The organism is Pseudomonas resinovorans NBRC 106553 (assembly GCF_000412695.1).
GTDB classification, from domain to species: domain Bacteria; phylum Pseudomonadota; class Gammaproteobacteria; order Pseudomonadales; family Pseudomonadaceae; genus Metapseudomonas; species Metapseudomonas resinovorans_A.
The window spans coordinates 5,601,612-5,626,074 of record NC_021499.1; the positions used below are offsets into that span (position 1 = coordinate 5,601,612).

Below are 24,463 nucleotides of genomic sequence, written 5' to 3' on the forward strand. Positions count from 1 at the left end.
GCCTCCATGCCCGAACTGCAATATCGTCCCGCCAGCGCCGCAGACCTCGATGAAGTCGTCCGCTTTCCCCAGGATGCGGAAGAACTCTTCTTCGCCTACCCCAAGGCCAACTGGCCCCTGACCGTCGGCCAGCTCGCCGCCGCCATGGCCGAGCGCCGTGGCAGCAGCGTCGCCCTGCTGGACGGCAAGGTGGCCGGCTTCGCCAACTTCTACCAATGGCAGCACGGCGAGTACTGCGCCCTGGGCAACATGATGGTCGCGCCCTGGGCCCGCGGCCAGGGCGTGGCCGGCTACCTGATCGAAGCCATGGAACGTATGGCCCGCGAGCAGTACAAGGCCAGGCTGATGAAGGTGTCCTGCTTCAACGCCAACGCCGGCGGCCTGCTGCTCTACACCCGCCTCGGCTACCAACCCCGCGCCATAGTCGAACGCCAGTCCTGGGACGGTCGCCGCGTGGCCCTGGTGCAAATGGACAAGTCCCTCAGCGAATGAACCCCTCGCCCATCCGCAACGCTGGGCAGGACGACCTGCCCTTGCTGGCGGCCATCGAGTCCCGCGCCGCCGAACGCTTCAGTGCCGACGACCTGCCGCCGAAACAACGCGGGGCCACCCAGGGTCAGGGCGCGTTGCAACAGGCCCTGGCCGCCGGGCTGCTGTGGGTCGCACTGGCGCCCTCGGGCGAGCTGGCCGGTTTTTTGATGGCGGAGGATTGCGGGGATGCGCTGCACGTCGTCGAAGTCAGCGTGCTGCCCGAGCACGGCGGCAGTGGACTCGGCCGCGCCCTGCTGGAGCGGGCCGCCAGCCACGCGGCGCAACTCGACTTTGTCGCCCTGACGTTGACCACCTTCGCCGCCGTGCCCTGGAACCGTCCATTCTACGAACGCCTCGGCTATCGCGTGCTGCCAGCGGAGGACTGCGACGTGCGCCTGCGCGAGCACCTCGCCGCCGAACAGCGAGCGGGCCTGCGCAACCGCGTCGCCATGCGCCGCGACCTCGCCTGAACCGGTCGGCGCCTGGCGGCCCGGCGACCGCTCCCTTCACTACACTTATCCACAGGGCAGCGGCCAAGTCCGACGCCAAGCGGGGAGCGGGAGGCTCCTCCTCAGTACCGGTAACGTCGGCTCACCGGGAGCAACGAGCCGACGCCTGGCAGGAGGTGCCCCATGACCATGATCACCCAACTGCAAAGCAGCCTGATGCAGCACAAGACCCGCTTCGACGTGCTCAACCACGCCGCCTCCATGACCACCCGCGAAGCCGCCCGCCGCGCCGGCGTGCCGCCGCAGCAGATGGCCAAGCCGGTGATACTCGACGACTTCCAGGGCCACTGGTTGATGGCCGTGGTGCCCGCCTCGCGCCATGTCGACCTGGAAAAACTCCACAAGCTCACCCACCGCCACTGGCGCCTGGTGCGCGAGCAGGACTTCGGCAAGCGCTTCGCCAACTGCGAGACCGGCGCCATCCCCGCCGTGGGCAATCTCTTCGGCCTCGATACCCTGGTGGACCAGTCCCTCAGTGAGCAACCGGACATCTATGTCGAGTCCGGTCGCCATGACGAACTGGTGCACATGAGCGGCACGCAATACATGGCCCTGATGCCGGACGCCAAGAGCGGAAGGTTCAGCGAATAGGCGGTAGGTACAGCAACGAAAAAGGCCCCTGGACAGGGGCCTTTTCATTGGGCGGAAAGCCGGACACCGGGCCGCCGATCAGCGGCCCGCGATGGATCGATTCGATCAGGGCTTGTACTCGGCCTGGGCAACACACCACTTGCTCGCCGGGTCCTTGGAGCGCGTGCAGGAGTTGCGGAAAACCACCTGGGCGTGCTTCTGGCAGTTCTGGAACTGCGAGGAGCCCTTCTGGTTCTTGCTGCAGACCGTGTCCAGGGCGATTGCGCCGTTGCGCTCCTGCCAGTTCAGGAAGTAGTTGTCGCTGCCCGGCTTGGACTTTGCCGCAGGGCCGGCGGCAAAGGAGACGCTCGCCATAAGGATCAGCGCGCTGCCCACTGCAATTCGGATGCTCATATAAACTCCAGGGATTGGTCGATCGTACATACACCCTCTGAGAGGTGCTTTTGTTGGTGCTGTACTGCTCGTGCCGACTGAACTTCATTGGCAGTGAAACTGCCAATTTGTCCGACTGCTTACATTTATTAAAGCAACTGCCGGAAAACTGTTGCGCATAGTGCGCAGCAAATGTGGGGGCGGCAAGTGTCTGGGTGATGACTGGAACGACCGTCTGTCTAAATCAGACCGCCTGCCCAGCCTACTCAGTGCCCGGTCTCTCCCCGACGCACCACTCGTCCGCCGGGCATCCGGGTCGGTTCCGGCGACCCCGCCCGAGCAACTATGGAACCGGGCAATCAGGATAATCGAAGTAAACAGAAACACAGTCAGCGACCATGCCAACTGCAAACAAAATACAGAAACGAATTTGTATGAGTGCAGTAGATCAAAGATCCGAACGTACTGTACGCCGCTATTGCACTCCCGGCTTCCAGAGTTTAAGCAAACAATCCAATCGGCTACTAGCGGATATCCCCACAGAAAATATCGAACCCACCATTGGCCGGCGTCGTCCGCAGCACCAGGGAATACTCACCCGCCTTCAACTTCGAGAGCGCGACAGGCGCGTTCCGTGACAGCCGCCAGACGTCGCCGTCGAAATTGCGGAAGGTGGTCGCCGTACGGTTCAGCTCATAGGCCGGCGCGCCTCCGGGCTCGGCGCAGGTCCCCGGGTAGATGAAGGCCAGCAGGCGGACCGGCCGCGTCACACTGGGCGGCACGCCGCTGACCAGCATGGAAACGCTAGTCTGATCCCCGCGCGGCGCAAAGGTCGCCCGCCCGATCCGCCCCGCATTCCGTTGGGTGGGCTCCAGGTTGATATTGAGCAACTGGTTCTCCGTATCGGCCGGCGGTGTCGTACATCCTTGAAGTCCCGCTACCACCATGACCAACGCCAGGCCTATCGCTGCCTTCATCGCTCGCCTCCCGCGCCGAAAAACGCCGCTGCAATGACAATCTTTCCACTATAGGCACTGAACTGGCGGGAAGCGTTGCCTCCGAACCGAGTGGTTGGCGGTGATGACGGGACGGCCCAAGTTTTGGGGGCATTACGAGTGTGGGGAGAAATGGCGGAAGGCAGTGGGAGTCGAACCCACCCAGGAACGGCTGCCGTCCCCCACCGGGTTTGAAGCCCGGCCACGCCACCGGGCGTGCTTGCCTTCCATAACAGGTGATCAGGGGGTGGGCGCTTGGGCCAGCGCGGAGTCTTCCCTGATCTTGCGTAGGTCGCCGATGCGGCGGGTGAAGCCGATGCGGTCGAGGTATTCCAGTAGCTGGATGCTGCGTTTGCGGCCGATGGCGAGGCGGTCGCGCCAGTGGGCGGCCTTGATGCTGCCATGCTCATCCTGCAGCTGTCGCGCCAGTGTAGCCAGTTGGCGGATGGTCGCATCCGGGTAGAACAGGTCCTTCACCACCTGGTGCAGCAGGCCGAGGCGGGCGAGTTTGCGTTGCAGCAGGCGCATGGCGCTCTCCTCCACGTTCAGTTCCTTGCTGAGATCGCGGACCCAGGGCGGGTCGAACTGGCCGGCGTCGAGTAGAGGCCAGATGCGTTGGCGCAGGGCTTCTTCCGCTTCGTTCAGTTGCACGCGGTGGTCGGGCAGGTGCAGCCAGGGGCCGCTGGCCTGCACGGCGCCGCTGGCGAGTTGCCGTTCCAGCTGGGCGATGAATACCGAGCGTTCCAGTTCGGGCAGGGCGTAGCGCCGCAGGCGGTCGCGGTCGGGGCCGAGCTCGTCGGGGAGTTCGCCGTGGAAGCGTGCGAGGCCGTCCAGCAACTGCTGCTCCAGGGCGTGCCAGCGGTCCTCGGCGAACAGGCGCGGGCCTAGGCGAGTGGAGACTTCCACGACACCGGCGGGTAACGCCCAGCCATCTCGCGGGCGGTTGAACTGGCGCTCCAGGCGTTGCGGGTCGAGGCCGTTGTGGGCGGCGCCGAGCAGGGTCGGCAGGGCCGTCTCCAGGCCGTCGCCGCGCAGGGCTTCGAGTTGGGCCAGGCGCGCCGGTGTGCGGCGGTTGCGCGCCGGGGCGAAGGGGTCGAGCACGCGGCCGCCGCCGAGGGTTCGCTGGGCGGACTGGTCGCGCAGCACCAGTCGGTCGCCATGCACGGCGTGAACGGGGGCATTCAGCAACAGCTGGGCGACGGCGTGGTGGCCGGGGGCTAGGCTGCCGGCTTCCAGCAGGGCCACACGGCCGGTGACGTCCTGGGCGCCCAGGTGGACGTGCACCGAGGTCCAGTGGGCAAGATCGTGGCGCTCGCCCGGGAGCAGGTGCAGGTCGATATCCAGGCGTGTGGTAGGCGCCAACAGGGCCGGGGCCAGGAGCCAGTCGCCCCGGTGAATCTGTTCCAGGGCCAGGCGCTCACCACTGATATTCAGCGCCACCCGCTGGCCGGCCTCGGCGTCCGCGACCTGCTGGTTGCGGGCGTGCAGGCCACGCACCCGCACCACGCGCCCGGACGGCGCGAGTACCAGTTCGTCCCCTACCCTCACCCGCCCGGCGAAGGCGGTGCCGGTGACCACCAGGCCGGCGCCGGAGACGCTGAAGGCGCGGTCGATGGGCAGACGGAAATGGCCATCGCTACCGCGCCCCTTAACGAGCGCGGCTTCCGCCAGCAGGGCCTGGCGCAGGGCGTCGATGCCCGTGCCGCTCAAGCTATCCACCGGGAAGAACTCTGCGCCGGCCAGAGGGCCGGGGGCCAGCAGCGCCTGGACTTCCGAGCGGGCCCGCTCGACGCGCCTGGCCTCCACGCGGCCGATCTTGGTCAGGGCCACCAGGGCGCGGCGGATGCCCAGCAGCTCGGCGATGGCCAGGTGCTCGCGGGTCTGCGGCATCACGCCGTCGTCGGCGGCCACCACCAGCAGCAACAGGTCGATGCCGCAGGCGCCGGCCAGCATGTTGTGGACGAAGCGTTCGTGGCCGGGCACGTCGATGAAGGCGGTGGGCTGGCCATCGCCCAGGTCGGCGTGGAGATAGCCGAGGTCGATGGTGATGCCGCGTTCGCGCTCGGCCGGGCGGCGGTCGCCCTCCTGGCCGGTGAGGGCTTTCAGCAGCGCGGTCTTGCCGTGGTCGATGTGCCCGGCGGTGCCGACTATCACTCGACCTCCCCGTGCAGGTGCGGCAGTTGGGCGAGGAAGGCCGGCTCATCGTCGAGTTGGCGCAGGTCTAGCCACAGGGCGTCGTCGTCGAGGCGGCCGATCACCGGGATGGGCAGGGTCCGCAGGTTCTCTTCCAGTTGGCGCAGGGCGCGACCGCGCAGGCGCTTGGGTTGTTGCGGGCGCAGGCAGAGGGCGGCGCTGGGCAGCCGCGCCACCGGCTGGGCGCCGCTGCCGATCATGCCCAACGCCACCTCGGCGCTGACCTGCCAGGCGGCGCCAAGCCGCGCGGCGAGCAAGGGCGCGAGGCGTTCGGCCTGGGCACGGATTTCCACCTGCGGGCGGCTGAGCAGGCGCAGGGTGGTGAGGCGTTCGGCCAGGCGCTCGGGGTCGCGGTAGAGGCCGAGCACGGCCTCCAGCGCGGCCAGGGTCAGCTTGTCCACCCGCAAGGCGCGCTTGAGGGGATTCTTCTTGATCCGCCCGATCAGTTCCTTGCTGCCGAGGATCAGCCCGGCCTGGGGGCCGCCCAGCAGTTTGTCGCCGCTGAAGGTGACGATGTCGGCGCCATCGCGCAGGGCTTCCTGCACGGTGGGTTCCTTGGGCAGGCCCCAGCGGGTGAGGTCGACCAGGGTGCCGCTGCCGAGGTCTTCCAGCAGTGGCAGGCCGTGTTCGTGGGCGATGGCCGCCAGCTCGGCGGTGGGCACGCTGGCGGTGAACCCCTGCACGCTGTAGTTGCTGGTGTGCACGCGCATCAGGAGGCCCGAGCGGGGGCCGATGGCGGCGTGGTAATCCTTGGCGTGGGTACGGTTGGTGGTGCCCACCTCCACCAGTTTCACGCCGGCGCGGGCCATGATGTCGGGAATGCGGAAGGCGCCGCCGATCTCGATCAGTTCGCCCCGGGAAATCACCCCTTCCTTGCGTGCTCCGAGGCTGTTCAGCGCCAGCAACACGGCGGCCGCGTTGTTGTTGACCACGGTCACCGCCTCGGCGCCGGTGAGTTCGCGGATCAGGCCGGTGATGAGGTCATCGCGGTCGCCGCGCTTGCCGCTGGCGAGGTCGAATTCGAGGTTGAGCGGGTAGCGCGCGGCGAGGGTGATGGCCTCGATGGCTTCATCCGGCAGCAGGGCGCGGCCGAGGTTGGTGTGCAGCACGGTGCCGGTGAGGTTGAACACCCGGCGCACGCGGCTCGAGTGCCAGGCGGCGAGGCGTTCGCCAGCGCGGCCGGCGAGCACGGCGTCGGTCAGTTCCACGGCGGCGAGCTGGCCCTGGCGCGCGGGCTCGCGCAGCTCATCGAGCAGGTCGCGCAGGGTTTTCAACAGGGCCTCGCGGCCATAGCGCTGTTGCAGGGGGGTGCAGGCCGGGCTGCGCAGCAGGCGGTCAACGGAAGGCAGGCGAGCGGCCGACATGGGCATTCCTTAGCAAGGCGTTCGGGTCCGTGGTTGAGTCTAGGCGCTTAGTCGGTTCCGGGGGCGAGCAACAGGTTGGGCGCACGACGCAGGTAGCCTTCGTCCGCCAGGCACAGGTCGAGGTCGAGGCTGGCCAGGTCGTCGGCCTGGGCTTCGGCGTCGGGGTCGAACTCCAGGTAGCACTGCTTGAGGTAGCCCTGGCAGTTGGGGCAGGCCTCGGCGCGGATGGGTGCCTGTTCTCCGCTCACGCCCTCGCGTTCGAGGGAGAGGTGGGCCAGGTGCTTGCTCTCCTGGCAGTGGCTGCACTTGAGGCGCACGAAGTGCCATTCGCAGGAGCACAGGGAGCAGGCGAGGTAGCGCAAGCCATTGTGCTTGCCGCGATGGCGGATCATCCCGCTCACGGGCGGCGAACCGCAGGCCGGGCAGAGAGCCGTGGCTTCGCTTTCCACCAGGAAGCCGTCCGGCAGGCTCAGCAGCCAATGACTGAACGCCACTTGCAGGGCGGCGCCGACGAAGGGCGCCAGGGCCGGCGGGATCAGGTCGTACTGGCCACTGAGCAGGCCCACGCCCCAGGTCTTGCGTTGCCCGGCATCGGCTTCTCGCAACTGGCTGATGGCCTGGGCCACCTCGGGATTGGGCGCCTGGAAGCGGGCCAGTAACGCATCGAGAACCGCCAGCCAGCCATCGGCACGCACCAGGGCCTCGAAGGCGAACGGCGGCATGCCGTGTTCGCGGCTGCGGGCCAGCGCTTCGGGAGCCGGGCCGGGTAGCGCGGGCGGGTTGTCCAGCACCGCTTGCTGGGCATCGCAGAGGGCGGCCACCAGCAGCAGGTAGCCGGCCAACGGATGGCCGGCGGCGAGGCGGCGCAGGCGGGCGGCGCGCACGCTGAACAGGTCGTGTCCGGGCAGGTGGAGGAAGGGCGGGATATTGGCGGCGGCCTCTATCTGGCCGGGTTCGAGTATCTGGCCTGACACGCAGGACTCCTTGTTGGTGATGGAACAGGACATTGGGCGGCAGGGACGCCCTTGGCGAATGAATTCGCCCCTACACAAACGGTCCCCGGCAGCAGTTCAGTGCTTGCCGCCCTCCTCCTTGCTGACTTCCTTGTACCAGGCGCCGTGGTGCTTGCGTGCCCAGGCGCGGCTGACCCAGCCGTGGAGCATGGCGCTGATGGAGCCCTTGATCCAGATGCCGGCGTAGATGTGGACGATGATGCTGCAGATCAGCACCCAGGCGGCGAAGGCATGCAGCAAGGCGGAGATGCGGATCAGCTCGATGCCGAAGAGGTGGCTGAAGTACTGCCGCCAGATCACCACGCCGGTGGCCAGCAGCACCAGCATGCAGAGCAGCAGCACCCAGAAGAGGATCTTCTGCCCGGCGTTGTAGCGGCCGACTTCCGGCAGCTTGTCCTCGCGGTTGTTGACCACGTCCTTCCACTGCTTCAGCCATTGGCCGTCGGCCTTCTCCCAGCGGTTGTGATGGGCGAAGCGCATGGCCAGCCAGATGAAGAAGATGAACATGGCCACGCCGAGGAAGGGGTGGAGGATGCGCGTCCAGGGCCCGCCCCCGAAGAAGTTGCTGAGCCAGAACAGCGAGGGGTGGAACAGCGCCAGGCCGGAGAGCCCGGCCAGGAAGAACAGGATGGCCACCGCCCAGTGATTGCTGCGCTCGGAGGGGGTGTAGCGTTCGATGTCTTTGTTCATGTCTGGCTCCTGGTGGGGTGGAATTCCCTCACCCCAGCCCTCTCCCAAGGGGAGAGGGGGCGTTCATCTCAACTCGGTGATTTCGGGTCGAATTCCCGTACCGATGGATCGACCTTGTGCACCGTCGCATCGCCCTGCGGCGCCTCGTCCTCCTCCACCCGGTTCGGGCCGACCCGTACGTAGTGGAAGAAGCCGAACAGCGCCACCAGCCCCATACCCAGCAACGCCAGGGGCTTGGTCACGCCCTTCCACAGGCTGACCATGGGGCTGATGCCCGGATCGTCCGGCAGGCCGGCGTAGAGCGAGGGCCGGTCGGCGTGGTGCAGCACGTACATGACGTGGGTGCCGCCAACGCCCTGCGGGTCGTAGAGGCCGGCGTTCTCGAAGCCACGGGACTTGAGGTCGACGATGCGTTCGGCGGCGTGTTCCTTCATGTCCTCCTTGCTGCCGAAGACGATGGCGCCGGTGGGGCAGGTCTTCACGCAGGCCGGCTCCAGCCCCACCGACACGCGGTCGGAGCACAGGCTGCACTTGTAGGCCTTGTGGTCCTTCTGCGAGATGCGCGGGATGTTGAAGGGGCAGCCGGTGATGCAGTAACCGCAGCCGATGCACTTGTCCTGGTTGAAGTCGACGATGCCGTTGGCGTACTTGACGATGGCGCCAGGGCTCGGGCAGGCCGCGAGGCAGCCCGGCTCGGCGCAGTGCATGCAGCCGTCCTTGCGGATCAGCCATTCGAGGTTGCCGGCGTCGCTCTCGTACTCGGTGAAGCGCATCACGGTCCAGGACTCGGCCGTGAGGTCCATGGGGTTGTCGTAGACGCCGTGGTTGTGGCCCACCTCGTCGCGAAGCTCGTTCCACTCCGAACAGGCCACCTGGCAGGCCTTGCAGCCGATGCACTTGGAGACGTCGATCAGCTTGGCCACGTCGTCCATCTGGCGCACGGAGGGCATGGGCGTGGTGGTGGCGGAGCGGGCGATGATGTCTTGCGATGCCATGGCTCAGCTCCTTATGCCTTTTCCACTTTGACCAGGAACGACTTGAACTCCGGGGTCTGCGTGTTTCCATCGCCGACGAAGGGGGTCAAGGTGTTGGTCAGGTAGCCGTTGCGCGCGAGGCCAGAGAAGCCCCAGTGCAGTGGGATGCCGACCTGGTGCACGGTCTTGCCGTCCACCGTCAGGGGCTTGAGACGCTTGGTCACCACCGCCACCGCCTTGATGTAGCCGCGGTTGGAGGAGACCTTGACCCGCTCGCCGGCGACGATGCCCAGCTCGTTGGCGAGCACTTCGCTGATCTCGACGAACTGCTCGGGCTGGGTGATGGCGTTCAACTTGCAGTGCTTGGTCCAGAAGTGGAAATGCTCGGTGAGGCGGTAGGTGGTGGCCGCATAGGGGAACTCGTCGGCCTTGCCGAGCATTTCCCAGTCGCCCTTGAATATCCGCGCCGCCGGATTGTTGGTGACCTTGGCGTGCTCCGGGTGCAGGGGGTTGCGCCCGATGGGGGTCTCGAAGGGTTCGTAGTGCTCGGGGAAGGGGCCTTCGTTCATCTTGTCGAGGGCGAAGAAACGCGCCACACCCTCGGGGTTCATGATGAAGGGGCTCATTCCGGCCTCGGGCGGGGAGTCGGCCTTGAAGTCGGGCACATCCGTGCCGCCCCAGGCCTTGCCGTTCCACCACACCAGGCGCTTCTTCTCCGGGTTCCAGGGTTTGCCGGCGAGGTCGGCGGACGCGCGGTTGTAGAGGATGCGCCGGTTGGCCGGCCAAGCCCAAGCCCAGCCCAGGGTCTGGCCCATGGCATGGGGGTCGGCGTTGTCGCGGCGGGCCATCTGGTTGCCGGCGGCGGTCCAGCTACCGGCGAAGATCCAGCAGCCGCTGGCGGTGCTGCCGTCGTCACGCAACACCGCGAAGCCCGGCAACTGCTCGCCGGCCTTGAGCAGCAACGCGCCGCTGGCCGGGTCGTTGAGGTCGGCCAGGGCGCGGCCGTTGAACTCGCGGGCGATCTCGTCGGGGCCCGGTTCGTCGGGACGCAGGTAGTTCCAGTCCAGGCCCAGGATCGGGTCGGGGAAGGCACCGCCGTCCTTGGTATAGGCCGCGCGCAGGCGATGCAGCAGCCCGCCCATGATGGCGATGTCGGTACGCGCCTGGCCGGGCGGCTCGGCGCCCTTCCAGTGCCATTGCAGCCAGCGTCCGCTGTTGACCAGCGAGCCGTCCTCCTCGGCGAAGCAGCTGGTGGGCAGGCGGAACACCGTGGTCTGGATGCTGGCGGTGTCGACGTCGTTGAACTCGCCGGCGTTGCGCCAGAACTCCGAGGTCTCGGTGGCCAGCGGGTCCATGACCACCAGGAACTTCAGCTTGCCGAGGCTGGCGACCACCTTGGCCTTGTTGGGGAACGAGGCGATGGGGTTGAAGCCCTGGCAGAAGTAACCGTTGACCTTGCCCTGGTGCATCATGTCGAAGTAGCGAAGCACGTCGTAGGCCGGCACGTCGAGCTTGGGCAGCCAGTCGTAGCACCAGTTGTTCTCGACGGTGGCCGCCTTGCCGAACCAGGACTTCATCAGGCTGACGTGGAACTTGGGATAGTTCTGCCAGTAGGAAAGCTGCCCCGGCCGCACCGGCTTGCTGGTGCGCTTGTCGATGTAGGCGGCGTAGTCCTGCTCGGCGTCGCTGGCCAGGGTGAGGTAGCCCGGCAGGGAGTTGGAGAGCAGGCCGAGGTCGGTCAGGCCCTGGATGTTGGAGTGGCCGCGCAGGGCGTTCATGCCGCCGCCGGGCATGCCGATGTTGCCCAGCAGCAGCTGCACCATGGCGCCGGTGCGGATCATCTGCGAGCCCACCGAGTGCTGGGTCCAGCCCAGGGCATACATGACGGTCATGGTCTTGCGCGGGTCGGAGGTTTCCGCCACCAGGCCCCAGACCTGATCCAGCTGCGCCTTGGGCGTGCCGCAGATGCTGCTCACCAGGTCCGGCGTGTAGCGGCTGTAGTGCTGCTTCATCAGCTGGAACACGCAACGCGGGTCCTGCAGCGTGGGGTCGCTGCGCACGAAGCCGTCCTCGCCCTTGGCGTAGCTCCAGCTGGCCTTGTCGGTATAGGCGCGCTTGGCCTCGTCGTAGCCGTTGAACAGGCCGTCCTCGAAGCTGAAGCCCTCGTTCACGATGAAGGACGCGTCGGTGTAGTTGCGCACATACTCGTGCTGGATCCGATCGTGGCTGATCAGGTGGTTGATCAGGCCGCCGAGGAAGGCGATGTCGGTACCGGTGCGGATCGGCGCGTAGTAGTCGGCCACCGAGGCCGAACGGGTGAAGCGCGGATCGACCACGATCAACCGGGCGTTGTTATGCGCCTTGGCTTCGGTTACCCATTTGAAGCCACAGGGGTGGGCTTCGGCAGCGTTGCCACCCATGATCAGCACCAGATCGGCATTCTTGATGTCGGTCCAGTGGTTGGTCATGGCTCCACGGCCAAACGTCGGGGCAAGACCTGCCACCGTCGGGCCATGTCAGACACGTGCTTGGTTATCGAACCCCAGCATGCCCAGGGAACGCACCACCTTGTGGGTGATGTAGCCCGCTTCGTTGGAGGAAGCCGATGCGGCGAGGAAGCCCGTGGTCAGCCAGCGGTTCACGGTCTGGCCCTGGTCGTTCTTCTCGATGAAGTTGGCGTCGCGGTCGGCCTTCATCAGCGTGGCGATGCGGTCCAGCGCCTCGTCCCAGCCGACACGCTTCCACTCGTTGGAGCCGGGCTCGCGGACCTCGGGGTACTTGAGGCGGCTGGGGCTGTGGACGAAGTCCAGCAGGCCCGCGCCCTTCGGACAGAGGGTGCCGCGATTCACCGGGTGGTCGGCGTCGCCCTCGATGTGAATGATGTTCTGCGCGACGTTCTTCGCCGCATCCCCCTGGCTGTGCATGATCAGGCCGCAGCCGACCGAGCAGTAGGGGCAGGTATTACGTGTCTCGATGGTGCGCGCCAATCTGAAATGGCGTACCTGGTCGGCGAAAGCTTCTGGGGGCGCTACTCCCAGAGCCGCCAGGCTCGATCCTCCAAGGCCCACGGCACAGACCTTGAAGAACTGTCGACGGTTCATGTCCATCGTGTTCTCCCTTATCAGGCAAGCCGCCCGGTACTCGGCCGGGCATATCCTTTAAGAGGGTAGTCAGAATCGAGGGTAATGCCAGATTGCCGGCCCCGTGCAGGGCCTTTCCTACCGCGTGGAGCCGGCCCTCGCGAATGAACGCTCTGTCAAATCTCGCACCGAAATCCTGGAACCTGCCAGGCCTTATCTTCGGGTAACTCGGCGAGTTCCACATAACCCAGAGCATCTGCCTACGAGCTGGCTCACATCGTCATACGCACACTCACCCGGGGCCGCCTCGGGCATACTACGCGCCCCCTGATTTTCCGGAGATCGCCATGCCTCAGCCTCAGGTCTGGTGGCTGCTCGCCCTGCCCTTCGTCGCCGGCGCCTTCCTGCCCCTGCAGGCCGGCATCAACGGCCAGTTGGCCAAACAACTCTCCAGCGTCATGAGCGCGGCCCTGGTGTCCTTCGTGGTGGGGACCCTGGCCCTGCTCATGGTGGTGCTGATGCAGCGCGAACTGCCGACCTTCGACGCGCTCAAGGGCGTGAGCTGGTGGCAGTGGTGCGGTGGCCTGCTGGGTGCCGTGTTCATCGCCACCGCCGCCTTCGCCGGCCCGCGCATCGGCGCGCTGCTGTTCATGGTGCTGGTGCTGGCCGGGCAACTGAGCATGGCGCTGATGCTGGATCACTTCGGCTGGGCCGGTTACCGCGAGGCGCCCATCAGCGCCGGTAAGCTGGCTGGCCTGGCGCTGATCATCGGTGGCGTCTGGCTCATTCGTCGGGGATGAACGGCGGCGATATCAATCTAATGTCATTGCTGATACAGAACGGCTAAGCTCTGCCCGTCGCCGCTGTATTTGTGATCACAAAAGATGACCAACGCCGATCTCCCTCATACGCCGGAGTGTTTCAGCCTCTGGCGCGAAGTGCAGGACACCCGGACACGCACGCGACTCGGCGGCTTCTACTACCTACTGGCCTGGCTGCTCTGCTGGTTGTTCAGCGCAGCCCCCATGGCGCACCTGACGCTGGGGCTGGCCGGCGGCGCCCTGTTCACCCTGCTGCTGGCCGCGCGCCTGTTGCACCGCCCGCCCGAACCCGACAGCGAAGCCGAGCTGCAGCGCTGGCTGGACCGCCACTGGGGCATCATCCTGCTGTCGTCCTTCTGCTGGGGCATGACCCATGCCTGGGTGCTGCTGGCGGACGGTTTCGAGCCCGCGCGGCTGATCGCCACCCTGGCCACGGTGGGCTTCGGCACCGCCATGGCCTTCAACTTCGCCATGCGCCGACGCCGCGCCGTGCTGGCCATCCTGCTGCTCTACGTGCCGGGGCTGGCGGCCCTGGCGCTGAGTGAAGGCGGCTCCCGCGCCGAGCTGGTCACCCTGGTCTTCTACCTCAGCTACCTGCTGCTGGCGCTCAACCGCAGCCACCGCGAATACGCCAACATGATCGCCCTGGAGCTGCAGTTGCTGGAGCAGCGTCAACGCATGGACACCCTGAGCCGTACCGACGGGCTGACCCTGCTGGGCAACCGCTACCAGTTCAACAACCTGTTCCCGGCCATGTGCGCCAGCGCCCAGCGCCACGGCAGCGAGCTGTCGCTGCTGCTGATGGACATCGACTTCTTCAAGCGAATCAACGACGAGCACGGCCACAGCACCGGCGACGCCTGCCTGCGGGCCTTCGGCGAGCGCATGCGCGAGTTCTTCCGTCGCGACAGCGATGCCCTGCTGCGGCTGGGAGGCGAGGAGTTCGGTGTGCTGATGCCGGACACCGGCATGGAACAGGCTCGCCAGCTCGCCGAGCAGTTCCGCGAAGACCTGGCCAATCGCGGCTTCCTGCTGGGGGACCAGCATCTGCCGATCACCGCCAGCCTGGGCTTGGGGTGCTTCGCCGAGGGCGACCAGGGCAGTGCCGAGACCTTCTTCAAGCGCGTGGACGATGCGCTCTACCGCGCCAAGGCCAAGGGCCGCGACAGACTGGAGCTGGCCCAGGGCTGAGTTCGTCGGAGACTCCAGGCCCTGTAGGAGCGATTTCAAACGTGAAATCGCCCTACCCCTCTCCCTGACACGTTCTTATCGCAGCCCCCTCACAACCTGAACTTGCCCACCTGCTGCGCCAGGTCACCGGCCAGGCGGCTGAGGGTCCGGCATTCCTCGCGGCAGTCACGCACCTCGCTGGCGGTGGCGTGGGCCAGGTCGGCGATGCCTTGCACGTTGCGGTTGATTTCCTCGGTCACGGACGACTGTTCCTCGGTAGCCGCCGCCACCTGGTGGTTCATGTCGCTGATGCGCTCGACCTGATCGGTGATGGCGCCCAAGGACGTCCCGGTGCGCTGGCTGGCCTCGACCCCGGTGCCGGTGGCGGCCTGGCCGGCATGCATGGAGTTCACCGCGGTATCGGCGCCGTGCTTGAGGCGCTGGATCATCTGCTGGATTTCGTCGGTGGAGGATTGGGTGCGGCTGGCCAGGGTCCGTACCTCGTCGGCCACCACGGCGAAGCCACGGCCCATCTCACCGGCGCGGGCGGCTTCGATGGCGGCGTTCAGCGCCAGCAGGTTGGTCTGTTCGGAGATGCCACGGATCACCGCCAGCACCTGGTCGATGGAGGCGACCTGGCTGGCCAGCTCGCTCACCGCCGAGGCGGCCACGCCGATCTCGCTGGACATCTTCTCGATGTGCCCCACCGACTGGCCCACCACCTGGCGCGCCTGCAGGGACTCGTCGCGCGCCTGCTGCGAGGCCTGGGCGGCGGCGCCGGCGTTGCGGGCGATCTCCTGCACGGTGAGCCCCATCTCGTGCACGGCGGTGGCCACCATGTCGGTCATTTCCTGCTGCTGGCCGGCGCGGCTGGCGGTGTTGTCGACCACCTGGGCCACCTGGCCGACCACGCCGTGGAGACGCTGGCTGGTGTCCAGCACTTCGCCGATCAGGCTGCGCTGGCTCTCCAGGAAGCGGTTGAAGCCCCGGGCCAGGTCGCCCAGTTCGTCGGCGCGGGATTCATCCAGGCGCCGGGTCAGGTCGCCGCCACCGCCACCGATCTCCACCAGGGCGGCGGTGACCTGATGGATCGGCCGCACCAGCCCACGGGCCAGCACCACCACCAGCAGCAGGCAGAAGCCGAGCACCGCGAAACCGGCCAGGCTGCTGGTCCACATGGCCTTGCGCGCCTCGGCGTAGATTTCCGCCTCCGGCACTTCGCTGACCAGCTGCCAGCCGAGGCTTTCCAGGGGCCTGGCCAGGGCCAGGTAGTCCTCGCCATCGCGGCTGAAGCGGATCGCCTTGCCAGGGCTGGCCAGCAGCTCGGCCGCCGCGCCGGCGCCGAACACGTCGCCCAGGCGGGCGCTGCCGTTGAGGGCGGCATCGGGGTGGACCTTGACGTTGCCCTCGGCGTCCATCAGGAACACCCGGCCACGCTCGCCGAAGCGGAAGTCGCGGATCATCTCGGACATGGCCTGCAGGCTGTAGCCCAGGCCGGATACACCCAGGGTGCGGCCGTCGCGAACGATGCGCTGGTTGATGAACAGGGTGGGCAGGCGGGTGCCCTTGTCGATGTCGATCTCCAGCACCCGGTTGCGATCGCTGTCCACCAGCTTGTAGAACCACTGGTTTTCCGGCTGGCTGCGCTCGATGGTCCGCGCCAGGCCATTGCCGGTGAAGTAGTGGCCGCTGTCGAGCACGGCGATGGAGGTGGTGGTGGCACTCTGCTGGGCGCGCACCCCTTCCAGGTAGCGGGAGAAGGCCTCGGCGCGGGCCGGGTCCTCGCCGTCAGCCAGCCAGTCCTGCACCAGGGCGTTCTGGGCGATGCCGGCGTTGGCGGTGATGGGTGCCGCCAGCGTGCGTTCCAGGGCGTTGCCTATGGCTTGTACCCTGGCCGGCAGGGCTTCATCCAGGAGGAAGCGTTCGGTCAGACGGTTCATCAGCACCGAGTAGATGCCGACGACGATGAGGATGCCGGCGAGTAGCGCCGCGCCCATGCTGAAGATCAGCTGCCACTGAATACTGCGTTGCCAGAGGCGCATGGAGTGGTCTCCTTGGAATACTTGTTAGGGGCGAGACGGGGCGGGAAATTGTATACAAACCAATCGACAGATTTCTCGCTTTTTGCCAACAAAGCCTATCGGCGCGCAACGGGAAAAACTTGAGCGATCGGTCAGTCGGTGACGGCGAACTCCAGACGAGCGGTTTGCCCGGCCTCGTCGAGCACGCTCAGCTGGTGCCGGCCACTGCGCCGGAACTCCTGGTTGAAGCTCTCCTCGGCCGTCGTGGCGGTGAGCGGCACGCCATCCAGGAACCACCAGCGCCGGCCACTGCCGCCCAGGGTGGACAGCTTCAGTCGCAAGGGGTCGGCGCTACCCGCGGGACGGCGCAACTGATCGCCTTCGCGCACCCCGACGATGGACAGCGGCGCCGCTGGCGGCGGCAACGCGGGCGGGCAGGCGCTAGCCGGCAGCGGCAGGCGTGCGGCACGCCGCTCCCGGCGCGGCAGCCAAGGCTCCAGAGGCGCCGGCCAGAGCACCAGTTCGCGCGCCTGGGCGCCCGCGCAGCCGGCCGCCACCTGGTGCCCGTCGGCGTCCACCCAGAGCGGCTGGCGCAGGCCGAGGCCCAGGGGTTGGTCGGCCGCCAGCAAGGTGGGCGGCGTGGTGCCTTCCAGGGTCCAGGCAAAGCGTTGGCGCCGGCAGTTGGGGTCGCCCTTGGCCATGGGCTGGCCAAGGGGCCAGCAGATGGCGGCCACTCCCACTTCCGCCGGCTGCGGATCGGCGGGCGCGGCGATGCCGCGCTGTGCGTCACGGTTCACCAGCAGGTCATGCACCTGCAGCAACAGAGGCGCGGCCGAGGCGAGGCCGAACTGGCCGGGCACCGGCGTGCCGTCGGGGCGGCCGATCCAGATGCCGATCAGGTGACGCGGCCCCACGCCGATGGCCCAGGCATCGCGGAAGCCGTAGCTGGTGCCGGTTTTCCAGGCCAGCACCGGGCGCTGGGTCAGCCGCGCGCGCGGGTCGCGGTCCGGACGTGCCTGGCCCGCGAGGATGCGGCGGATAATCCAGGCCGATCCGGGGGACAGCAGCCGCCGCTCCTGCAGCGCGTCCTGGGGTTGCAGGCGCAGCCGGGCGACACGACCACCGCGCGCGAAGGCGCTGTAGCCACTGACCAGTTCCTCCAGCCGGCTGCCGGCACCACCGAGGATCAGCGCCAGGTTGGGCTCGCTGGCCGCCGGCAACGCCAGGGGCACGCCGACGTTGCGCAGCTCGCCGGCGAAGCGCTTGGGCCCGAAGGCTTCCAGCAACTGCACCGCCGGCAGGTTTAGGGACATGCCGAGGGCTTCGCTGGCCGACACCGGGCCGATGAACCCGGCGGCGAAATTGCCCGGGCGGTAGTCGCCGTAGCGACGGGGTACGTCCTGCAGCAGGGATTCGGAATGGATCAGCCCGGCATCCAGGGCCATGCCGTAGAGGAAGGGCTTGAGGGTGGAACCGGGCGAGCGCAGGGCCTGGATCATGTCCACATGGCCGAAGCGACGCTCATCGGCGATGTCGATCGAGCCCAGGTAGGCGCGAACGGCCATGGTCTCGTGCTCCACCACCAGGATGGCCGCCGAGGTGCGTTCCGGCAGACGCGCACGCCAGCCCAGCAGCAGGTCTTCCAGGCGCCGCTGGAGGGCGGCGTCGAGGGTGGTGCGGATCAGCGGCGGGCTCGCCGGGGTGTTCAGTCGTCGCGCCAGCAGCGGCGCCAGGCTGGGCTCCTGGCGCGGCGCCAACAGCACCGGTTCCTCCAGGGCTTCCTGCACCGCGCTTTGCGGCCAAACCTGGAATTGCGCCAGGCGCCGCAGCACCTTGTCGCGGGCGGCCTGGGCGCGTTCGGGGTGGCGGTCGGGGCGCAGCCGGCTGGGGGCCTGGGGCAGCACCGCGAGCAAGGCCGCATCGGCGCGGGTCAGCTGCGACGGTGGCTTGCCGAGGTAGGCCCAACTGGCCGCCGCCACCCCTTGCAGGGTGCCGCCGAAGGGCGCGCGATTGAGGTAGAGACCGAGGATTTCGTCCTTCGACAGGTGCCATTCCAGCTGCGCGGTGCGCCAGAGCTGGCGCAGCTTGCCGGTGAAGGTGCGCGGGTGCGGATCGAGCAGCCGTGCCACCTGCATCGACAGGGTACTGCCGCCGGACAGCACCCGCCCGCCGCTGAGGTTGAGCCAGCCCGCGCGAGCCAGGGCCAGGGGGTTCACCCCGGGGTGCTGGTAGAACCAGCGGTCCTCATAGGTGAGCAAGGCTTCCAGGTAGTAGGGCGAGACCTCCGCCTGGTTCACCGGGTAGCGCCACACGCCCTCGGCATCGGCGAAGCGCCAGAGCGGCGTGCCGTCCTCGGCCAGCACCACCCGCGCCAGGTCATCCCCCGGCAGTGGCAGCGGGAACAGGCGATCCGCAGCCCAGAGCAGCACCAGCAGCACCAGCGGGGTAGCGAGCCAGGGGCGGCGGAGGTGGCGGAGAACAGAGGAGAGTTTCATGGATTCGAGATGCGTCTTCCCCGGATTTCGGGCTGAGCGAGATCGTAGCCCGGATGCAATCCGGGGGCGACGTCATTCCCCCGCACCGAGAACATCCGCTTCCGCACCGCCCGCCCAATCTACCGGCAGCACGCCTCGCTCGACGAAACGGTGAAAACTTGAAAGAGGCCAATCCCGCACGGCGCCCACCAAACCATGCTTGACCGGATTGAAGTGAATGTAATCGACATGGGCAATGTAGTCCCGTTCGTCACGGATCAGATGCTCCCAAAAACGGCGCTGCCAGATGTTGGCTTCTCCCTTGGCATTGAAAGCCAGGCCAGCATCGGGCTTCTCGTGCAACAGCGAGACGAAGGCGGATTTCAGCCGGCGCACCCGGGACGAAAAGTCCGCATCGCCAGGTGGCAGGTCCATCAACAAATGCAGGTGGTCTGGCAGTACCACCAAGGCCGGCAACCCGAAAGGTGATCGCGCCATCGCCTGCCTCAAGGCACAGCGCAACTCGTCCTGAAAGCGAACGAGCAGATCCCGTTGCCGGTCCTTGAGTGCCAGGTTGATGAAGTAGCAGGCACCTGGCACACGGGCCCTGCGGTAATTGACCATCCTGCGACCTCCTTGTCGCACGGCTTCCCGGATTTCATCCGGGCTACAAAGGCACAAGCCCGGATGAAATCGGGGAAAGTTTTTTCCTACTTGCCCCTCACCACCAGCTTATCCGGCGCCTCGCCCAAGGCCTGCCAGTTCGGCCGGTACATGGATTCCACCGTGGGCGGCGGCACGCGGTAGGTGCCGGGGGTCACGGCGCGGGCCAGGTAGAGAATGTGGGTGGCGCCGTACTCGCCCACGTCCAGGGCCGCCACATAGCGGTCGTCACGGAACTCCTGGTGTTTGATGGCGGCGTTCTGCATGGACTTCTGCCACTCCTTCACGGCACTGCTGGCGTCGTCCAGGCTGGCGGCGCTCTGGGCGAGGTTCTGGTTTTCCAGTTCCAGGCCGGCCGGCAGCAGGTCCACCACCAGGGCGTCGGGCACCCGTTCCTTCGCCTCGATGGCCAGGTGCACCAGCACCAGCTCGCCGCTCTCCAGGGCGTTGAGGTCGAGGCGCTGGCCATTCATGCCGAGGAATTCGCGGCGGATCGACAGGTTCTCGCCTCCGGCGGCAGGCGCGGCCAGCGGATAACCGGACAGGGTCAGCTGCTGGTAGATCGGCGCGCTGCTGCTGGCGATGACGCTTAAGGGTTCGCTGAGCAGGGCGGCATCCAGCTTGATGCCCGGCTGCTGGTTGCTCAGCTCGCGGTGCTGTTCGCCCACCCGCAGTTGCGCGGTCCAGTTCGGCTCGGGCTTGCCCAGCAGGCCGCGACCGGCCAGGTACAGGGCGTTGCGCTCCTGGGTCGACAGCCAGCGTTCGCCGGCCAGCAGGTCGGAGAGCGTGAACAGGCGTTCTTCGCGGACACCAGCGGCCAGGTCGTGCTCTTCCAGCAGCGCCAGGATCAGCGCCTGGTCCCGCAGCGGGCTGCCGTAGTCGGCCAGCCAGTCGCGGCTTTCGCGGGGAATCCGCAGCCCCAGCTCCAGGACCTGGTCGGCGCGGGGCGCATCGCCCATCAGTTTGAAGGCCACCGCCAGCTGCACCAGCGGCAGGCCGGAGCGGGCATCGGCGCGACGTTCCCAGAGGCTGCGCAGGGCGCCCAGGGGCGCCTGCTGGCTGCGCGCCAGGACGTAGCCGGCATAGGCCTGCACGGCGAAGCGCGTGTGGTCGGCGTTCTGGCTGTAGCTGACTTCGATCAGGCTGCGCTCCTGCAGATAGCGCAGCAGGCGCTCGCTGGCCTTCTTCAAGGCTTCCGGCGGTACGGCGAAGCCCTGGTCGCGGGCGCGCAGGAGGAAATCGGTGACATAGGCGGTCAGCCAGTATTCCTCTTCGCCATCGGCACTCCACAGGCCGAAGCTGCCGTTGTAGCGCTGCATGCCCAACAGGCGCTCGATACCCAGCTCGATGGCCTTGCGCCGTGCCTCGTCGGGCTCGCCCTCCAGGCCCAGGCGCTGCAGCGATGCGGCGTCGGCATAGAGCGACGGATACAGGCCGCTGGTGGTCTGCTCGGCACAGCCGTAGGGGTAGGCCTTGAGCGCGCGTATCTGCTCGCCGAGGTTCAACGGCGGCCGGCTGGAGAGTTGCAGCAGGGCTTCGCGGCCATTGGGCTCGAAGGCCTCCAGGGTCCCGGCCGGCAGGTCCCAGGGCTCGCTCTTGAGCACGGCACGGAACTGCTTGAGCTGGGCCGGATAGGCCGGGCGCACGCCCAGGGTCCATTCGCGGCTGAAGGGCGGCAGGTTCTCCCCCGGCAGTTCCAGGCCGTTGACTGTCACCTTGAAGCTGCCCTGGCCATAGCCGCCCACCGCGCGCACCGGGATGCGCAGGGTGGTGCGCTGGCCGTCGGCAAGCTGCACCGGCGCGGTCTGGCCGCCGGCGCTCTGGGTCAGGTCAAGTTGGCCGGCGCTTTCCACATTGATGTCCAGGCGCTGGGGCTTGCCGGAGAGGTTGGTCAGGTCCAGCGCCAGGGTGGTCTCGTCGCCACCGGCGAGGAAGCGCGGCGCGGCCAGCTCCGCCACCAGGGGCGCGGCTACCACTGTCTTCGCCTCGGCCATGCCGTAGCGCTCGTCGGTCCAGGCCTGGGCCATCAGGCGCAGCTCGCCATTGAACTCGGGGATATCGAGGCTGACTTCGCCCTGGCCCTGGTCATCCAGGGTCACCGGCGTGCTTTGCAGGGCAACGATGGTGACGCTGGTCTGCGGGCGTTTGCCGCCGCCGGCCAGGGCGGCGTCGCCACCGAAGGCCAGGGTCGCCAGGCGGCCCTGGCCGGCCTCGATCAACTGACCGTAGACATCCAGCTGGTCGGCGCCATAGGCCTTGCGGCCGAACAGCGTGGCGAAGGGATCGGGCGTGGCGAAGCGGGTGATGTTGAGGATGCCCACATCCACCGCCGCCACCAGCACGTTGACGGACTTCGGCACGCTGCCGTCGGCGTTCTTCGCCTGCACCTGGACCTTCAGCGGCTGCATGGGGCGCATTTTTTCCGGCGCACTGAGGCTGAGGGCCAGCTTGCGCGGCGCGCGGTCCAGCGGCAGGTGCAGCAGGCCCACGGCGCGTTTGGGGGTGACGTTGGCCTTGCGCTCGCCGGGGCGGATCACCAGGGCGCTGACGTACAGGTCGTGGCGCGCCCAGTCCTTGGCCAGGGGAATGTCGAAGCGCTTGCCCTCGGCCGGCACCTCGATGGGCTGCCACCAGAGCGGGCCGTCGGACGACTCCACCAGCAGGTAGCCGCTACCGGCGCTGGGCGGAGTGACGGTGACCTGCGCGGTGTCGCCCGCCTGGTAGGCCGGCTTGTCCAGGGCCAGCTTCACCTGGTCCGGGCGCACCGCGCCGCCTTCGGCGTTGTCCTGCCAGCGGTAGCCGGCCCAGAAGCGCAGGCTGCTGGTGATGCCGGTCTGCGGGTCTTCCACTTCCACGCGGTAGGGGCCCCACTCCACCGGGAAGCTGACCTTGGCGGTGCCGCCGGCAGCCACCCGCACCTGCTCCTCGGAGAGGTTCAGGTACTTCTCGTTGTAGTGGTAGGTCCAGCCATCGCTGTCGGAGTAGTTCCAGTAGTAGTCGCGGCGCTCGCGCACCAGGCGCACCTTGAGGTTGTCGGCGGCCAGCTTGTTGCCTTCGGGGTCGGCCACCAGCAGTTCGAACTCGGCCAGGCTGTCGGCGTCGGTCTCCTCGCCGTCGAACAGGGCCCGAACGCCCGGCAGGCGCTCGGCCGGCCACACCGGCTGCACCAGGCGACGGGTGATGGGGCGACCGCCGGATTCCTGCAGGCTGGCCTGGAGGATCAGTTGCAGCGGCGACTTGGCCTCGGCCCAGCGGCTTTCGATGTTCAACTCGGTCTTGCCGTCGGCGTCGAGTTCGGTTTCGTCGAGCTCGATGTCCTGCTTGAGTTCGTCCTCGGTCACCGAGCCGAACTGGTAGCCGGGCAGCGCCTGCACCGCGTCACGCAGCGGGCGCACGTAGAGCTGGCCGCTCAGGCGGTTGCCCGAGGCCGGCGCGCCGTAGAGGTAGCGACCGGACACCTGGAAGCGGGCGTTGTCGCCCGGCGCGAAGGGCCGCTCGCCGCCCTTGAGCTCCAGGGCCATGCGCTCGGGGAGGAAGTCTTCCACCAGGAACTCGTAGAGCTGCGGCTTGCCGTCGCCCAGGTCGAAGAGCAGCTGCCAGCGACCGGTGGGGGCCTCGGCGGCCAGGGCCAGCTGGTGCTGATAGAGGCCGCCCTCGCCGGCTTCCCAGACGAAGCGGCGGCTGACCTGCTCGTCCGGGCGACGTACTTCCACGGTCACCGGCTGGCCGGCCACCGCACGGCCGTCGGCGTCGCGCAGCAGGGCGTTGAGCAGCACGGTTTCGCCGGGACGGTAGAGGTCGCGCGGACCGAAGACGAAGAACTGCAGGGCATGGCTGGCGGGGCCGGCGATATCGAACTCGGCCAGGTCCAGCGCCGGCGCGGACAGGCGCAGCAGGCTGGTCTGTTCGTCCTTGCGGGCGAGCAGCACTTCGGCCTTGGGCGGTAAGGGCAGTTCGGCGTGGCCCTTGCCGTCGGTCTTGCCCTGGGCCAGGACGCGGCCCTCGCCGTCCAGCAGTTCGAGGGCGATCCCGGCCTGGGCGGCGCCGCCTTCCAGGGCCTGGGTGAAGACGTCCAGGCGGTCGTTGTAACGGTGCGCCGAGAGGCCGATATCGCTCAGGGTGAAGAGGGTCGCCGGGTTGGAGTATTCATAGCTGCCGGCTTCTTTCATCACGGCCAGGTAGACGCCCGGCTGCTTCATCGGCTCGAGGTTGGCGATGGGCAGCAGCAGGGTCTCGCGGGTGTTGCGCGCAGGCTTGAGGTCGAAGCGCCCGGTGTAGACCAGGTCGGCCATTTTCAGCAGCTCGCGGGACTCCCAGATATCCAGGGTGCCGCGCTTGCCCCAGCGGGCGAGGAAGCCCGGCAGCGCCTCGGCCTTGACCCGGAAGAAGTCCACATCCACCGCGTCGACGTTCAGCGCGATCACCGGCAGGCCTTCGGCCAGGCGGGTGGGCAACAGCGAGCCACGGCTGGCGAAGCCGACGGTGGCCTGCAGGTCGCGGGTTTCCAGGCGGGTGATGTGCTCTTCGGCCAGGCGCGCATCGTTCACCGCCACCAGACCGGGGTCGATGGTCAGCACCAGCTTGCGCTTGGGCTCCAGGTGGCGCAGGCGCAGCTCCATCAGGTTGTCGGACAGCTCCCAGGCACCGTCCACCTTGCCGTCCTTGCTGTCCACCAGGTGCAGGCGTTCGGCGAACTTCTGCTCCGGGTCCAGCGGTACCGAGAAGGTCACCGACAGGGCGCTGGCGCCCTCCAGTTGCACCTCGGAGACGTCCACCACCCGTAGCTCGCGACCGGCAAAGCGCTTGGCCAGCGCCGCGGTGTCGACCGCCGGGCGCGCCGCCTGCTCGGCGACCGCCGCAGGCGACTTGCTCGCCGCCTGCTCGGGGGTGGAGGAATCGCAAGCGCTGAGCAGGCTCAGCGCCAGGGCCAGAAGTAGTCCTTTCTTCGGCATGGGAGCTCCCGGTAGGGGGAAATGGGCAGGCGCAGAATATAGTCGAGCCG

Annotated in this window: 17 protein-coding genes and 1 tRNA gene; 5 read left to right on the forward strand and 13 right to left on the reverse strand. The window is 67.7% G+C overall.

The annotated features are described in order from the left end of the window. Positions 1 to 6 precede the first annotated feature (6 nt). From PCA10_RS25230 to PCA10_RS25240, 3 genes are all read left to right on the forward strand, one after another. The gene (locus PCA10_RS25230) at positions 7 to 492 is read left to right on the forward strand and encodes a GNAT family N-acetyltransferase (protein WP_016494921.1); all 486 of its coding nucleotides are present in this window, start codon (positions 7 to 9) and stop codon (positions 490 to 492) included. Continuing rightward, positions 489 to 1,001 carry a GNAT family N-acetyltransferase gene (locus tag PCA10_RS25235; protein WP_016494922.1) on the forward strand — a complete coding sequence of 171 codons (513 nt, stop codon included), beginning with the start codon at positions 489 to 491 and terminating at the stop codon, positions 999 to 1,001. The genes PCA10_RS25230 and PCA10_RS25235 overlap by 4 nt, the downstream gene beginning before the upstream one ends. Positions 1,002 to 1,163: 162 nt before the next feature. After that, positions 1,164 to 1,631, forward strand: coding sequence for an aminoacyl-tRNA deacylase (locus PCA10_RS25240; protein ID WP_016494923.1), 468 nt, complete (start codon positions 1,164 to 1,166; stop codon positions 1,629 to 1,631). Positions 1,632 to 1,736: 105 nt separating this feature from the next. Here the strand turns inward: PCA10_RS25240 and PCA10_RS25245 are convergent, their stop codons facing one another. The 9 genes from PCA10_RS25245 to fdnG form a co-directional block, all read right to left on the reverse strand. Then, positions 1,737 to 2,024: a hypothetical protein gene (locus PCA10_RS25245; protein ID WP_016494924.1), complete on the reverse strand. Its 288-nt coding sequence runs from the start codon at positions 2,022 to 2,024 to the stop codon at positions 1,737 to 1,739. Between the two features lie 503 nt (positions 2,025 to 2,527). Continuing rightward, the gene (locus tag PCA10_RS25250) at positions 2,528 to 2,893 is read right to left on the reverse strand and encodes a hypothetical protein (RefSeq protein WP_016494925.1); all 366 of its coding nucleotides are present in this window, start codon (positions 2,891 to 2,893) and stop codon (positions 2,528 to 2,530) included. Positions 2,894 to 3,131: 238 nt separating this feature from the next. Further along, positions 3,132 to 3,227, reverse strand: a tRNA-Sec gene (locus PCA10_RS25255). Positions 3,228 to 3,238: 11 nt separating this feature from the next. Beyond that, positions 3,239 to 5,152: a selenocysteine-specific translation elongation factor gene (gene selB, locus PCA10_RS25260; RefSeq protein WP_016494926.1), complete on the reverse strand. Its 1,914-nt coding sequence runs from the start codon at positions 5,150 to 5,152 to the stop codon at positions 3,239 to 3,241. Continuing rightward, entirely contained in the window at positions 5,149 to 6,555 is a 1,407-nt protein-coding gene (selA, locus tag PCA10_RS25265; protein ID WP_016494927.1) for an L-seryl-tRNA(Sec) selenium transferase, read from the reverse strand. Before selA ends, selB begins: the two co-directional genes overlap by 4 nt. 47 nt (positions 6,556 to 6,602) lie before the next feature. Beyond that, a complete protein-coding gene (gene fdhE, locus PCA10_RS25270; RefSeq protein ID WP_016494928.1) occupies positions 6,603 to 7,529 on the reverse strand; it encodes a formate dehydrogenase accessory protein FdhE in 927 nt (308 codons plus the stop codon). A gap of 96 nt (positions 7,530 to 7,625) precedes the next feature. Further along, positions 7,626 to 8,258, reverse strand: a complete 633-nt coding sequence (locus PCA10_RS25275) for a formate dehydrogenase subunit gamma (protein ID WP_016494929.1) — start codon at positions 8,256 to 8,258, stop codon at positions 7,626 to 7,628. 68 nt (positions 8,259 to 8,326) lie between these two features. Next, positions 8,327 to 9,253 carry a formate dehydrogenase subunit beta gene (gene fdxH / locus PCA10_RS25280; protein WP_016494930.1) on the reverse strand — a complete coding sequence of 309 codons (927 nt, stop codon included), beginning with the start codon at positions 9,251 to 9,253 and terminating at the stop codon, positions 8,327 to 8,329. Between the two features lie 11 nt (positions 9,254 to 9,264). After that, positions 9,265 to 12,339, reverse strand: a complete 3,075-nt coding sequence (gene fdnG, locus PCA10_RS25285) for a formate dehydrogenase-N subunit alpha (protein WP_016494931.1) — start codon at positions 12,337 to 12,339, stop codon at positions 9,265 to 9,267. Between the two features lie 320 nt (positions 12,340 to 12,659). On the opposite strand from fdnG, the gene PCA10_RS25295 reads away from it, so the two are divergent. Both PCA10_RS25295 and PCA10_RS25300 read left to right on the forward strand, forming a co-directional pair. Further along, positions 12,660 to 13,112, forward strand: coding sequence for a DMT family transporter (locus PCA10_RS25295; protein WP_016494932.1), 453 nt, complete (start codon positions 12,660 to 12,662; stop codon positions 13,110 to 13,112). 84 nt (positions 13,113 to 13,196) lie between these two features. After that, positions 13,197 to 14,324: a GGDEF domain-containing protein gene (locus tag PCA10_RS25300; RefSeq protein WP_016494933.1), complete on the forward strand. Its 1,128-nt coding sequence runs from the start codon at positions 13,197 to 13,199 to the stop codon at positions 14,322 to 14,324. 89 nt (positions 14,325 to 14,413) lie between these two features. Here PCA10_RS25300 and PCA10_RS25305 read toward each other — a convergent pair whose 3' ends face one another. From PCA10_RS25305 to PCA10_RS25320, 4 genes are all read right to left on the reverse strand, one after another. Further along, entirely contained in the window at positions 14,414 to 16,345 is a 1,932-nt protein-coding gene (locus PCA10_RS25305; protein WP_016494934.1) for a methyl-accepting chemotaxis protein, read from the reverse strand. A gap of 131 nt (positions 16,346 to 16,476) precedes the next feature. Then, the gene (pbpC, locus tag PCA10_RS25310; protein WP_016494935.1) at positions 16,477 to 18,819 is read right to left on the reverse strand and encodes a peptidoglycan glycosyltransferase PbpC; all 2,343 of its coding nucleotides are present in this window, start codon (positions 18,817 to 18,819) and stop codon (positions 16,477 to 16,479) included. A 72-nt stretch (positions 18,820 to 18,891) separates the two neighbouring features. Next, positions 18,892 to 19,422, reverse strand: a complete 531-nt coding sequence (locus PCA10_RS25315) for an REP-associated tyrosine transposase (protein ID WP_016494936.1) — start codon at positions 19,420 to 19,422, stop codon at positions 18,892 to 18,894. An 86-nt stretch (positions 19,423 to 19,508) separates the two neighbouring features. Next, on the reverse strand, positions 19,509 to 24,413 hold the full coding sequence (locus tag PCA10_RS25320) for an alpha-2-macroglobulin family protein (protein WP_016494937.1): 4,905 nt from the start codon (positions 24,411 to 24,413) through the stop codon (positions 19,509 to 19,511). Between the last annotated feature and the right edge of the window lie 50 nt (positions 24,414 to 24,463).

Excerpts from the sequence above, each read along its gene's own strand:
- PCA10_RS25305 (WP_016494934.1), bottom strand. The coding sequence starts at position 16,345 with ATGCGCCTCTGGCAACGCAGTATTCAGTGGCAGCTGATCTTCAGCATG.
- PCA10_RS25275 (WP_016494929.1), bottom strand. The coding sequence starts at position 8,258 with ATGAACAAAGACATCGAACGCTACACCCCCTCCGAGCGCAGCAATCAC.
- pbpC (WP_016494935.1), bottom strand. The coding sequence starts at position 18,819 with ATGAAACTCTCCTCTGTTCTCCGCCACCTCCGCCGCCCCTGGCTCGCT.
- fdxH (WP_016494930.1), bottom strand. The coding sequence starts at position 9,253 with ATGGCATCGCAAGACATCATCGCCCGCTCCGCCACCACCACGCCCATG.
- PCA10_RS25300 (WP_016494933.1), top strand. The coding sequence starts at position 13,197 with ATGACCAACGCCGATCTCCCTCATACGCCGGAGTGTTTCAGCCTCTGG.
- PCA10_RS25240 (WP_016494923.1), top strand. The coding sequence starts at position 1,164 with ATGACCATGATCACCCAACTGCAAAGCAGCCTGATGCAGCACAAGACC.
- PCA10_RS25245 (WP_016494924.1), bottom strand. The coding sequence starts at position 2,024 with ATGAGCATCCGAATTGCAGTGGGCAGCGCGCTGATCCTTATGGCGAGC.
- PCA10_RS25235 (WP_016494922.1), top strand. The coding sequence starts at position 489 with ATGAACCCCTCGCCCATCCGCAACGCTGGGCAGGACGACCTGCCCTTG.
- PCA10_RS25320 (WP_016494937.1), bottom strand. The coding sequence starts at position 24,413 with ATGCCGAAGAAAGGACTACTTCTGGCCCTGGCGCTGAGCCTGCTCAGC.
- selA (WP_016494927.1), bottom strand. The coding sequence starts at position 6,555 with ATGTCGGCCGCTCGCCTGCCTTCCGTTGACCGCCTGCTGCGCAGCCCG.
- PCA10_RS25295 (WP_016494932.1), top strand. The coding sequence starts at position 12,660 with ATGCCTCAGCCTCAGGTCTGGTGGCTGCTCGCCCTGCCCTTCGTCGCC.
- PCA10_RS25230 (WP_016494921.1), top strand. The coding sequence starts at position 7 with ATGCCCGAACTGCAATATCGTCCCGCCAGCGCCGCAGACCTCGATGAA.
- PCA10_RS25315 (WP_016494936.1), bottom strand. The coding sequence starts at position 19,422 with ATGGTCAATTACCGCAGGGCCCGTGTGCCAGGTGCCTGCTACTTCATC.